Source organism: Clostridium sp. AM54-37XD (genome assembly GCF_003478225.1).
In the GTDB taxonomy this organism is placed as follows: domain Bacteria; phylum Bacillota; class Clostridia; order Lachnospirales; family Lachnospiraceae; genus Coprococcus; species Coprococcus ammoniilyticus.
The window spans coordinates 82,988-94,778 of the sequence record NZ_QUEV01000002.1; the positions used below are offsets into that span (position 1 = coordinate 82,988).

13 protein-coding genes and 1 other annotated feature (1 of these 14 only partly in view) are annotated in these 11,791 nt (G+C 41.5%); all 13 genes read left to right on the top strand.

What is annotated here, in order from left to right; genetic code table 11:
- Positions 1 to 2: 2 nt before the first annotated feature.
- The 13 genes from DXA07_RS02125 (at position 3) to fabF (ending at position 11,512) form a co-directional block, all read left to right on the top strand.
- Positions 3 to 923 (top strand): hypothetical protein, encoded by a 921-nt coding sequence (locus tag DXA07_RS02125; protein ID WP_243013850.1) that lies wholly within the window; start codon positions 3 to 5, stop codon positions 921 to 923.
- Positions 924 to 2,207 carry an FtsX-like permease family protein gene (locus DXA07_RS02130; RefSeq protein WP_118483174.1) on the top strand — a complete coding sequence of 428 codons (1,284 nt, stop codon included), beginning with the start codon at positions 924 to 926 and terminating at the stop codon, positions 2,205 to 2,207.
- A 118-nt stretch (positions 2,208 to 2,325) separates the two neighbouring features.
- Positions 2,326 to 2,559: an acyl carrier protein gene (acpP, locus tag DXA07_RS02135; RefSeq protein WP_008402591.1), complete on the top strand. Its 234-nt coding sequence runs from the start codon at positions 2,326 to 2,328 to the stop codon at positions 2,557 to 2,559.
- A gap of 181 nt (positions 2,560 to 2,740) precedes the next feature.
- Positions 2,741 to 3,664 carry an ACP S-malonyltransferase gene (gene fabD / locus DXA07_RS02140; protein ID WP_118483176.1) on the top strand — a complete coding sequence of 308 codons (924 nt, stop codon included), beginning with the start codon at positions 2,741 to 2,743 and terminating at the stop codon, positions 3,662 to 3,664.
- Entirely contained in the window at positions 3,657 to 4,397 is a 741-nt protein-coding gene (gene fabG / locus DXA07_RS02145; RefSeq protein ID WP_118483178.1) for a 3-oxoacyl-[acyl-carrier-protein] reductase, read from the top strand. The genes fabD and fabG overlap by 8 nt, the downstream gene beginning before the upstream one ends.
- Before the next feature lie 246 nt (positions 4,398 to 4,643).
- Positions 4,644 to 4,934 (top strand): type II toxin-antitoxin system RelB/DinJ family antitoxin, encoded by a 291-nt coding sequence (locus DXA07_RS02150; protein ID WP_118483180.1) that lies wholly within the window; start codon positions 4,644 to 4,646, stop codon positions 4,932 to 4,934.
- A complete protein-coding gene (locus DXA07_RS13660; RefSeq protein WP_264293251.1) occupies positions 4,924 to 5,052 on the top strand; it encodes a hypothetical protein in 129 nt (42 codons plus the stop codon). The genes DXA07_RS02150 and DXA07_RS13660 overlap by 11 nt, the downstream gene beginning before the upstream one ends.
- A gap of 122 nt (positions 5,053 to 5,174) precedes the next feature.
- Positions 5,175 to 6,191, top strand: a complete 1,017-nt coding sequence (locus DXA07_RS02155; RefSeq protein WP_243015400.1) for an Rpn family recombination-promoting nuclease/putative transposase — start codon at positions 5,175 to 5,177, stop codon at positions 6,189 to 6,191.
- A 167-nt stretch (positions 6,192 to 6,358) separates the two neighbouring features.
- Positions 6,359 to 7,999: a leucine-rich repeat domain-containing protein gene (locus DXA07_RS02160; RefSeq protein WP_182429556.1), complete on the top strand. Its 1,641-nt coding sequence runs from the start codon at positions 6,359 to 6,361 to the stop codon at positions 7,997 to 7,999.
- A complete protein-coding gene (locus tag DXA07_RS12980) occupies positions 7,981 to 8,121 on the top strand; it encodes a hypothetical protein (RefSeq protein ID WP_182429558.1) in 141 nt (46 codons plus the stop codon). Before DXA07_RS02160 ends, DXA07_RS12980 begins: the two co-directional genes overlap by 19 nt.
- A 183-nt stretch (positions 8,122 to 8,304) precedes the next feature.
- On the top strand, positions 8,305 to 9,315 hold the full coding sequence (locus DXA07_RS02165) for a MotA/TolQ/ExbB proton channel family protein (RefSeq protein ID WP_118483184.1): 1,011 nt from the start codon (positions 8,305 to 8,307) through the stop codon (positions 9,313 to 9,315).
- 3 nt (positions 9,316 to 9,318) lie between these two features.
- Entirely contained in the window at positions 9,319 to 10,074 is a 756-nt protein-coding gene (locus DXA07_RS02170) for an OmpA family protein (protein ID WP_118483186.1), read from the top strand.
- 202 nt (positions 10,075 to 10,276) lie between these two features.
- Positions 10,277 to 11,512, top strand: a complete 1,236-nt coding sequence (fabF, locus tag DXA07_RS02175; protein ID WP_118483188.1) for a beta-ketoacyl-ACP synthase II — start codon at positions 10,277 to 10,279, stop codon at positions 11,510 to 11,512.
- A gap of 192 nt (positions 11,513 to 11,704) precedes the next feature.
- Positions 11,705 to 11,791: a sequence feature (ribosomal protein L10 leader region), on the top strand (it continues 51 nt past the right edge of the window).

Genomic DNA, 11,791 nt, shown 5'->3' on the forward strand with positions numbered 1-11,791 from the left:
AGATGAAACGAATACTAACAATCTGTATGGCATGTGTACTTGGATTCCTTGCTGTATTTGGATATAAGGACACGATAGCTTTTGTATCAGCAGCGGAGCCAAAGGTTATGGTAACCGATTATAAGATCAAAGAGAATGAAGTGGTGGCAGGCGGAACCTTTACACTTGAGGTTACGATCAAGAATACCGCAGATAAAAAGATCAGTAATCTGAAAATGGCAGTCGCTTCCGAGGGAGGCGAACTGATTCCGGCATCCGGAGCCGGAACCGGATATCTGGCAAGTCTGGAAGGCGGAGAGACTTATACATTTGAGTTCCCGATGCAGGCAGCAGCCAATCTGGAAGAAAAGGCTTATAAGCTGACAGTGACAGATGAGTATGAAGATCGCTATGGCAATCCATATACCGTGACAGATACGATCTATCTGCCGGTCACGATCAAACAGCGCGGTGAGATCACAGGCGTATATGCAGAGTCAGATGTGACACTCGGAGATTCTATCGAGATCATGGGAAGTGTCAGCAATCTGGGAGCATCTACCCTCTATAACGTAAAGGCAAAGATCGATACAAGATTTACATCTGAAGGTGATATCTATATCGGCAATATCGAACCGGGTAAGAATGGCTCGATCGATATACTTGCAAACACAACGAAGACGACAGGCACCGGCGGTGAGATGGGTAAGCTTATCGTTACATATGAAGATAAGTCAGGAAATGTAACAACACTGGAAGAAAATTTCTCAATCAGCGTAAATGCACCTGTCTATACAGATATTGAAAAGGTAAAGGATGTACAGAAGAAAGATTACAGTAAGATGATCATAGAGATCGTTGTTGCTGTGGTTGTTGCAGCACTTATTGTTATCTGGATTATCCGCAGAAGAAAGAGGAAGAAAGAGATATTGGAGGAGTTCTAAATGGGTTGGATCAGTCATTTATGTTTGATGAATATGAAAAGACGAAAAACCAGAACCTTTCTAACTATACTTGGAGTTGTGATTGGTGTGATCTCTGTTGTGACCCTGCTTGCAGTCGGTATCGGCGTACGACAGGTAATGATCAATACCATGGTGGATAGTGAAAGTATTTGCCGGATTCAGGTGACCGGAGCAACCGGCGGCAAGCACAAAGACCGGATGATCATGGATCAGACCGTGAAAACTTTTCAGGAGCTTGAATATGTCAGTTCCGTATATCCGACCTATGAGATGTATGTGACCATCACAAATGGAAAATATTCTTATGATGGTGCGATTACCGGTATTCCACAGTCGGAGCTTGCGAAGCTTAAGTATACAAAGATGTCAAAGCAGACAACATCGAGCGTGAAGCCGGTGCTTATTATGGGAAATAAGGTCACATCCTTATTCTATAATTCGGAAACGGAGCAGACCTATGATGTGACAGAGAAGAAAAAAGCAGAGACATGGATCGGAAAAAAAGTGGATCTGTCCTTCTGGGATTCACAGGAGATGACACCGGTAAAGATAGAAGTCGGAGCGGTTATTGACAGTGGAGAAGATACATATAACAGAGACTCACAGAGCATTTACTGCGATCTGGATGTGTTAAAGAGCTTTTTAGGCAGAGTATCCAGTGGGGGAACGCTGCCGGGACAGCCGCTTGATGCAAATGGAAATCCGTACAAGGATTTCGTATATTCCGGAGCGGTTGTGACTGTTGATAATATCGATCATGTCGATTCTATCGTGAAGAAGCTTCAGGATATGGGGTATACGACGGAAAATGAGAAAGAGTATCTGGATACGATACAGAAATATCTGAAGATGGTACAGCTTTTACTGGGTGGTATCGGAGCGATCGCACTGATCGTAGCGGTGATCGGAATCAGCAATACCATGACAACATCGGTATTTGACCGGATCAATGAGATCGGTGTATTAAAGGTTCTTGGTTGCGACCCGGATGAACTGCAGCTCCTGTTCCTTACAGAGGCAGGAATCATCGGAGCGGCGGGCGGTATCATAGGAGTGCTTTTATCGTATGGTTTTAAGGGTATCGTAGATAAGATCGCTATTAAAATGTTCGATCTGGCAAAGGGAACGCAGATTGCAATGATCCCATGGGAGCTTGCAGCCGGAGCCGTTGTCGGAGCGATTCTGCTTGCGATATGTGCCGGATATTTTCCTGCGAGATTTGCATCGAAACTGCAGCCGTTAGATGCTGTCAGAAACAGATAGAAAAAAAGGAAAAAAACGGAACAGTATTTTGTTGACTTTACTGTATCCATGCGTTATATTATAATCGTCCGCGGGGCAGTGAGATAAACATTTACTATATTTAGGAGGAATTATTAATATGTTCGATAAGGTAAAAGCTATTTTCGAAGAGCAGTTAGGAGTATCACAGGATGAGATGCAGCTTGATACTAACTTCAAAGATGATTTAGGAGTAGATTCATTAGATTTATATGAGATAGTAATGAAGATGGAAGATGAATTCGACGTTGAGATCCCTGCTGAGGAGCTTGAAGACGTTGCTACATTCGAAGACGTACTTAACTATCTTAAGAGCAAAGGTGTAGAAGAATAATTCACATCAGAAGCAGACAAGAGGCAGCGAAGATGTCTATATACCAGATTTGCCCAGCGCAGGTTGGTGGATGACAGACTGGCTGCTTCTTTTAGTATAGAGGAACAGACGATGGCGACAGTCAAAGAGTGAATGATGTTCGGCCGTTGTCAGTAAATATAAAGAATAGACAGGTGAGAAAATGGGTAAAACAGCAGTTATTTTCCCTGGCCAGGGCGCACAGTATGTAGGCATGGCTAAGGATTTCTATGACAGTTTTGAAGACAGCAAGGCAGTAATCGATACAGCAGACAGTGTGCTTGACATTGATCTGAAGAAGATCTGCTTTGAGGAAAATGAAGATATCAACAAGACAGAATATACACAGCCTGCTATGGTAGCAGCAGAACTTGCTATCTATGAGCATGTAAAGAATGCAGGTTTGAAGGCAGATGTATTCGCAGGTCTGTCACTTGGTGAGTACAGCGCACTTACAGCTTGTGGAGCTATGAAGCTTCCGGATGCGATTCGTACCGTAAGACAGCGTGGTATCCTGATGCAGAATGAAGTTCCGCTTGGTCAGGGTGCTATGGCAGCTGTAATCGCTACAGATGCAGATGTGATCGCGAAGGTTTGTGAAGAGACACCGGGTAATGTCCAGATCGCAAATTATAACTGCCCCGGACAGATCGTTATTTCCGGTGAGACAGAAGCTCTCGACAAGGCATGTGAAGCCCTTCAGGCAGCAGGAGCCAAGAGAGTGATCAAGTTAAATGTCAGCGGCCCATTCCATTCCAAGATGCTGGAACCGGCCGGTGAAAAGTTATATGCATACTTAAGAGATGTAGAGATTGCAGACGATTTCCTTCCGTATGTATGTAATGCTGATGCATGTTATGTAACAGATGCTTCAGAGGTTAAGACTTTACTGATGCGTCAGGTATATTCATCTGTCAGATGGCAGCAGAGTATCGAAGCTATGATCGCAGACGGCGTAGATACATTTGTAGAGGTTGGACCTGGAAAGACTCTGTCCGGCTTCATGAGAAAGATCAACAAGGAAATGAAATGCATCAACATCGCAACGGTTGATGATCTGAAGAAATTGGAGGAACTGAATGCTTAAGGATAAAGTAGCAGTCGTAACAGGTGCCGGACGTGGTATCGGCAGAGCCATTGCAAAGACATTTGCAGGATATGGCGCAAAGGTAGTTGTCAATTATAATGGCTCAGAGGAACGTGCAAACAGTCTCGTAGCAGAGATCAAGGAAGCTGGCGGAGAAGCAGTTGCTTATAAGGCAAATGTAGCTGATTTTGCAGAAGCAGAGGGACTTATCAAGTTCGCACTAGAGCAGTATGGCAGAGTTGATATCCTCGTAAACAATGCCGGTATTACAAAAGATAATATCATGCTCGGTATGAAGGAAGAAGATTTCGATCAGGTTATCAATATCAACCTGAAGGGTGCATTTAACTGTATCAAGCATGTATACAGACCGATGATGAAGCAGAAGTACGGCAGGATCATCAACATGTCATCCGTAGTCGGCATTGAGGGAAATGCAGGACAGATCAACTATGCTGCATCCAAAGCCGGAATCATCGGCATGACGAAGTCTGTAGCAAAGGAGCTTGGCAGCCGTGGTGTAACAGCAAATGCGATCGCACCGGGATTCATCAAGACAGATATGACAGACGCAATGTCAGATAAGATGAAGGATGCGATGCTCGACCACATCACAGTTAAGAGACTGGGTGAGGTATCAGATATCGCTGAGACAGCAGCATTCCTTGCATCCGACAAGGCATCTTACATTACAGGACAGGTTATCCGTGTAGACGGTGGCATGAGCCTGTAAGACAGAATAGAATATAGTTTAAAGAATATAAATGCCAGATACAAAGTATATATTTGTATCTGGTATTGTTTCGTTATAACATTTTTATTTTCCAAAAAATTGTATTTATTTTGAATTTTGTAATGAAATTATCATTAATATTGTTTTTTTATATTTGATATTGTAATATAAACATATAAAAGTAATACAATATATTGATATATCAATACAAATGCAATACAACAGCAAGAGTGAAGGAGGCGCTATATGGCAAGTACAATTCAGGTTAGAGTAGACGATGAATTAAAAAGAAAATCAGATAGTTTGTTCAAGGATTTGGGAACAGATACTACGACAGCGATAAGAATCTTTTTGACACAGGCAGTAGCCGCAAATGGATTTCCATTTGAGATTAAAAGAAGTAACAACATATATCAAAGTATGTCCGAAGAAGATGTACTGAAAAGACTGGAAGATGCGAGGAAACACGCAGAGCAGGGAACATGTATAGACGCAGATGCATTTGTGGCAGATATGAGGACAAAATATGGCATATAAGATTTTTATTACGATTGATGCAGCGGAGGAGTTGGAGAAGATTATTCAATATTTGATTGAAAAAAAGAGAAATCCACAGGCTGCGACAAGTTTATTAAATGATTTTGCGAAATATTGATAAATAATTATAAACTTGTTTTCCTTTCTGATATCCGTTACAATCAAACTTGGAGAGACGGAGGCAATATACAAAGCTAAAATATGCATGTTATTCTGTTTTATCGGGAAAGGAGATGAAATATGGATAACGAAATTGTATATTCCTCCAAGGCTACTGATCAGAAAGCACAGTATGATGCCAGTGCCAAGCGCTTGCTTGGACAGAAGATCATATTGGCGCATATACTGATCAGGGTAGTAGAAGAATTTAAAGGTATGGATGCAGATACGGTTGCGTCATTGATTGAAGGTGAACCGTATATCAGCCAGGTTCCGGTAGAACCGGGATTAACGAACAAAGAAACGGTGGATGCCAGAACCGGTGAACGGATTGTCGGACTGAATACAGAAAGTTCCGAAATTGATGAGGGAAAGATATATTTTGATATTATCTTCTATGTTCGGATGCGGGATGGACTGGCGAAAATGATCATCAATCTGGAAGCCCAGAAGAATGAACCGACGAAGTATCATATCTTAAATCGGGCAATCTTCTATACGGCAAGACTGGTGTCATCCCAGAAAGAGCGGGAATTTATAGGTTCTGATTATAATGAGATCAAACAGGTGTATTCCATCTGGATCTGTATGAATATGAAAGAGAACAGTCTGAGTCATATTCATATGGTAAAAGATGATTTACTTGGCGAACAGGATTGGAAAGGCAATCTGGATATCCCTAACATCGTGATGATCGGTCTGGCAAAGGAGATTCCACCAAAGGAAGAACAATATGAACTGCATCGATTGCTGGGAGCGTTACTATCGCAGACAATGACGGCAGAACAAAAGTTGAAGCTTATGAAACAGGAGTATGACATACCGGTAGACAGAAATGGTATTAGAGATGAGGTGAAAGTCATGTGTAATCTGAGTGAAGGCGTAGAAGAAATGGGATATGCAAAGGGCGAAGCCGCTGGTAGAGCTGCTGGCATGGTCGCTGGCAGGTCAGAGGGCGAAAAAATAGGCGAAGCACGGGGCAAGACTATTGGAAAATCGGAGGTTATCCTGAAAATGCATAAGAAAGGCTATTCCTTAGAGCAGATCATGGATGTAACCGATATGAGTGAGACGGAAATCAAGACAATTATAGGATAAGAGCATAGGCAGAACAGGTAATATGTATATTTTAGCAGAAGTCCGGATATGGCAGAAAGGCTGTATCTGGATTTTTTTGAAGACTATGTTAAAACTTTTTTAGGAGTCATCCTGTCTATTATAGTAGATGCATGACATTCATGATTATAAGCAAAGGAGAGATGATTATGGGAAAAATGAAAAGCAGATTAAAGCGGTTCGTTGTCTGGTGCATGGCGACAGTCATGTTATGCATGAGTGGACCGTTTACAGCAAATGCGGCAGCATTGGAAAGTGAGACACCGGAACTTGCGGCAGCAAAGACTGTAAAGATCAAAAATGCAAAAGTTGGAACAAAAGTCACGGTAGGAAATTATACCTATAGGATAACCGCACTGACCCCGAAGAAGAAAACGGTAGAGGTAACGGGATTTACAAAAAAAGCAAAAAAGAAGCGCACTGAGGTGATGGTGCCTGCTAGTATAAAGATCACGTCGAAGACGGGAAAATATAAAGGGACTTATAATTTTAAGGTTACGTCTGTTGGGAAAAAAGCGTTTTACAATAACAAGAAAATATGGAAGGTCACATTGGGAAATAACATCCGTACAGTAAAAAAACAGGCATTTTACGGATGTACCAATCTTCTGACTCTTATTTTCTATGATGCATCCAATCTGAAGGTATTTGAAGCAGGAGCATTTCAGAATTGCAGAAATCTGTATGAAACGAATCTGGACAATCAAAATCTGATAATGAAAAAGATCGGAAAAAATGCACTTAAAAACACAGAGATAAAAAACAATCCATATTTTATCAAAACGAGGAAAAAACCGAAAACAATCGATAACAATCAGATGATCATAACAGAGTCATACGAGGACGGCGGTGAAAAGATCGGCGGGCTGGATAATATGGGTGAGGGTGTTGTGAGCAAATGGAAAGGGCTTGTTGTCTATTCGAAGAAACCGGTAAATCCAAGAAAATTTATTGCGAAATATGGAGATTCATATGGATACCGAGAGGCTGATCTGCCGGTGCTTGATGGTTCCGGTGGGGCAACAACATATCTGCCAAATTACAAAAACATAAAGATTTTGTTCGGAGCAAACACCCATAAACTGGAATCGTCCATTTGGGAAGTTTTTGGAGAGATAAATATGGAATATTATAACGTTGCTCCTTATATAAATGCAGGATATAAATATATGACCTATATTTACATAGACAGCTTGGTAGAAAAACCATATGATCTTTCTATTTATTATGGAAAAGAAAAAGTAACGACACTTAAAATGGAGGGTATCACAAAGGCAGAGAAAAAAACAGCTTTGAAGAAATCGGTTTATACCTGGGGAACGCTGGCGAATACTTTAAAAGTAAACAGATTGATCAAAGAGCTGAGAGCGGGCTATGAAAAGAAGTATAACAGATCTGCAAAAAATCTTGATATGGGAGAAATGATACAGTTGCTGGATGCGTATATAGGTTCGTTTCCATATAAAGAATATAATTGCGGGGCGGTCTGGTATATGGTCGAGGCAGCAAAATACTACGGAGCATATGGAATGGTTGTATACAATGATTCGGAAAAAGAATATTATCGAAATCTGCAGCCGACCATATATGGTTCGCTCAAGAATTATAATGCGGTTCATGATGAACATACAAAGATGTATTTTCACACGATCGGAATGGTGATCTATGAAGGCGGCTATATGTTTGGAGAGCTAAATGGTAATATGGCGAATAATAAAAGTACATATTTGGAATGCCTGCCGGAGGATTATCATAAGATACAGAATTCAGAATGGATCAGACCCCTCTGACAAGTGTTGATGAACATTGTATCCAGATCGCATCGTATAAAAATGTTGCTGATTTCTGGCAAAAGAATTATAAGATAGATGTTCATACATTCGATCCGTATAATCCGGATACGTGGTATTAATTCGGAATTGTTAATATACGGCATCAGATACAGATAATAGAATTTATTTGTATCTGGTGCCTTTTTTTACGCATTGTGATGGTAAAAAATGCGGATTAATGCTACAATAAAACGAATGGGGAAACGCTTTGGCAGATACGAATGAAAAGGCTGAATGAGATTATACGAGAGGAAACGAGGAACATGAACAAACGAAACCGGTTGAAAACCATTCGGCCGCAGAATGAACGTGCGGCAAGAGCATTCCGTAAGAAGCAGAACATGAAGGTAGAGCTGAATAAAAAGTGGCTGCCTGTTGTCTATGTGGTGATGCTCGGCATCTGTATTTTACTGAATGTGACAAATGATAGTCTGGATCCGGCAAATGTGCTGATCAGTGTTTGTATGTTTGGAATTGTGGGGGCGATATTTGTCTATGCATATAAGCATCTGAAGCATATCGACCAGATGGGGGAAGATTTCCGTATAGCCATCAGCTATATCAAGGGCGACTATGCAAAAGAAAAGAAGCTTCTTTGGGATCTGTATCGTACCGAGACCCGGTATGGTATCTTTAATGAGGAACATCTGAGAAATTCCTATGTAGATTATGTAGAAGAAATGAAACGTCTGGAGCAGGATGAGGAAGGAAAATATGCCTGCGATATCGAAGATTTTATCAATTACCAGTTGATCGATGATGCAGTAGAAAAGGGTCGTCTGAGTCTGGTGCCGGGTGCCATGACCGGACTTGGTATTCTTGGTACCTTTATCGGTCTGTCAATCGGACTTCAGGCATTTAACACTGGATCAGCAGAAGAGATCACGAACAGTATCGGACCTCTGATGGATGGTATCAAGGTTGCATTCCATACCTCTATCTATGGAATGATCTTTTCCCTGACATTTAATCTGATCTTTAAGACGGTTCTGGAACAGGCATATCATAAGCTGGATGAATTTGTAGCAGAGTTCAAACGGTATGTACGTCCGGATGCGACTTACGATAACGGTAATCTGGAACTGGATTTCCAGAAGAAACAGTTGGAAGCAACGATAGCAACACAGAGGGCAATCGAAGAAACACTTGCATATCTGAAGTCCATGCATGAGGACATCGGAGATATCCGTATCCTGACAAAGGATCAGAATGATATCTTCCGTGGCAGATTGAACCGCCCGAGAGCGATCGAACAGAGCAGCAGGGAGGGATAAGGCATGAGTAAGAAACGAAGAAGACTGGAGGAAGAAGAAACCTCTTACTGGCTGTCTTATTCCGATATGATGGCAGCACTCCTTCTGATCTTTATTCTGATCATTTCTTTTACACTGATGCAGTCAAAAAGCCAGTATGAGAGTAAACAGGCGGAGCTTGATAAACAGCAGGAGATCATCAAAGAGCAGGAACAGCTCTTAAAAGACCAGCAGGCGGAGCTTGACCGTATCGCAGGCATCCGAAGTGATCTGGTGGCGGCACTCCGTGATGAGTTTGCAGACAGTTCGTTAAATGTAAAAGTTGATGAAAAAACCGGAGCGATCACATTTGATGCAAGCGTTTTGTTTGATGTAGCAGACAGTGATCTGAAGGAAGAAGGAAAGACATTCTTGAAAGAATTTCTTCCCAAATACTGTAAAGTGCTGCTGGATGAAAAATATCGTGATTATGTATCGGAGATTATTATAGAAGGTCATACAGATACGAATGGATCTTATATTTATAATCTTGAACTTTCCCAGCAGAGAGCCTTTTCTGTTGCGAAGTATTGCCTGACCGAGAGTAACGGAATCATAAGCTCCACAGATGTTGAACTGCTTCGAAGTGTGCTGACGGCAAATGGAAAGTCCTACAGCAATCCGATTTATAAGGAGGATGGATCTGTCGATCTGGAAGCATCCAGACGAGTAGAGATCCTGTTCCGGCTTCAGGATGAAGAAATGATCGCTGAGATGATGGATATTCTGAAAGAGAAATAGATATTTTGAAAGAGAAACAGACCAACACTTGCGGTTTTAAAAACGAGATGGTACAATGAGCATTGCGATGGGATGTGTTTGTACATACCAGCATAATGCGAAACCAACATTGAACCGACAGGTGAAATGGTACAATGAGCATTGCGACGGTACATATTTATATGTACTAAAATGGATAGATTGTCTTTGAAAGGAAAACGAGATGAAAAGAGTAGTTGTAACAGGAATGGGCGCTGTAACCCCGATTGGAAATAACGTAGAAGAATTCTGGGATGGCATTAAGAAGAATAAAGTAGGTATTGGCGAGATTACAAAATTTGATGTATCCGAATATAAATGCAAAATGGGTGCTGAAGTAAAAGATTTTGATCCGAAACAATATATGGATCCAAAGGCAGCCAGAAGAATGGAGCCGTTCTGCCAGTATGCAGTTGCAGCTACAGGCGAAGCAATCAAGAATGCCGGTATTGATCTTGAGAAAGAAGATCTGACAAGATTCGGAACCTGCATCGGTAACGGACTTGGCGGTGTATCTACGATCGAAAAGGAACATGCCAAGGTTATGAATGGTAAGGCAAACCGTGTCAGTGTAATGATGGTTCCTATGATGATCTCGAATATGGCAGCCGGAAATGTAGCGATTGCATATGGCTTAAAGGGCAAATGTACAGATGTTGTAACAGCATGTGCGACAGGAACAAACAGCATTGGCGAGGCATATCGTTATATTCAGGTCGGAGATGCAGATGTGATGGTAGCCGGAGGCGCTGAATCACCGATCTGTGAGACAAATGTTTCAGGATTTATCTCCATGACAGCTCTTTCAAGTGCAACGGAAGCAGATCGTGCGTCGATTCCGTTTGACAAAGACAGATGTGGATTCGTTATCGGTGAAGGAGCTGGAGTCGTAGTTCTGGAATCTCTGGAGCATGCGCAGGCAAGAGGAGCAAAGATCCTTGCCGAGGTTGTCGGATATGGTTCCACCTGTGATGCATTTCACATTACATCCCCTGCCGAGGATGGAGAGGGTGCAGCAAGAGCCATGACACTCGCGATCAACGAGGCTGGCATTACACCGGCAGACGTTGATTATATCAATGCACACGGAACAAGTACCCACCACAATGATCTCTATGAGACAAGAGCAATTAAGAAAGCATTTGGTGAAGATGCATATAATGTAAATATTAATTCTACAAAATCCATGATCGGTCATTTATTTGGCGCGGCCGGAGCAGTTGAATTTATTACATGCGTAAAATCTATCGAAGATGGATACATTCACCCAACAGTAGGTCTTCGTGAGACAGAAGGCGAGATCGACCTGAATTATACAAAGGGTGAGGGCGTTCATAAGGACATTACATATGCACTGAGCAATTCTCTTGGATTTGGTGGACACAATGCCAGCATTCTTGTAAAGAAATGGGAAGAATAAGATCCAGACAAAAACAGATATAAAAGAATTACACATCATAAATAATGTGAGCAAAAGTATTTGCACGAAAAAGTGTAAATTTACATGGAAAAGTGTAAATTTACATGGAAAAGTGTAAATTTACATGGAAAAGTGAAAATTTACATCAAAAAGTGAAAAAACGTATTGACATATTCCTTGTGTTATGGTAAAGTATCTCCCGATGAACTGCCGAAGACAGTAGGTGCCGGATGGCATAAGTTGAAAAACACCTACCGAGGAATATATCGTTAATATTAT

Coding starts and splice junctions, on each gene's coding strand:
- DXA07_RS02125 (WP_243013850.1), top strand. CDS start 3: ATGAAACGAATACTAACAATCTGTATGGCATGTGTACTTGGATTCCTT.
- DXA07_RS02130 (WP_118483174.1), top strand. CDS start 924: ATGGGTTGGATCAGTCATTTATGTTTGATGAATATGAAAAGACGAAAA.
- acpP (WP_008402591.1), top strand. CDS start 2,326: ATGTTCGATAAGGTAAAAGCTATTTTCGAAGAGCAGTTAGGAGTATCA.
- fabD (WP_118483176.1), top strand. CDS start 2,741: ATGGGTAAAACAGCAGTTATTTTCCCTGGCCAGGGCGCACAGTATGTA.
- fabG (WP_118483178.1), top strand. CDS start 3,657: ATGCTTAAGGATAAAGTAGCAGTCGTAACAGGTGCCGGACGTGGTATC.
- DXA07_RS02150 (WP_118483180.1), top strand. CDS start 4,644: ATGGCAAGTACAATTCAGGTTAGAGTAGACGATGAATTAAAAAGAAAA.
- DXA07_RS13660 (WP_264293251.1), top strand. CDS start 4,924: ATGGCATATAAGATTTTTATTACGATTGATGCAGCGGAGGAGTTGGAG.
- DXA07_RS02155 (WP_243015400.1), top strand. CDS start 5,175: ATGGATAACGAAATTGTATATTCCTCCAAGGCTACTGATCAGAAAGCA.
- DXA07_RS02160 (WP_182429556.1), top strand. CDS start 6,359: ATGGGAAAAATGAAAAGCAGATTAAAGCGGTTCGTTGTCTGGTGCATG.
- DXA07_RS12980 (WP_182429558.1), top strand. CDS start 7,981: ATGGATCAGACCCCTCTGACAAGTGTTGATGAACATTGTATCCAGATC.
- DXA07_RS02165 (WP_118483184.1), top strand. CDS start 8,305: ATGAACAAACGAAACCGGTTGAAAACCATTCGGCCGCAGAATGAACGT.
- DXA07_RS02170 (WP_118483186.1), top strand. CDS start 9,319: ATGAGTAAGAAACGAAGAAGACTGGAGGAAGAAGAAACCTCTTACTGG.
- fabF (WP_118483188.1), top strand. CDS start 10,277: ATGAAAAGAGTAGTTGTAACAGGAATGGGCGCTGTAACCCCGATTGGA.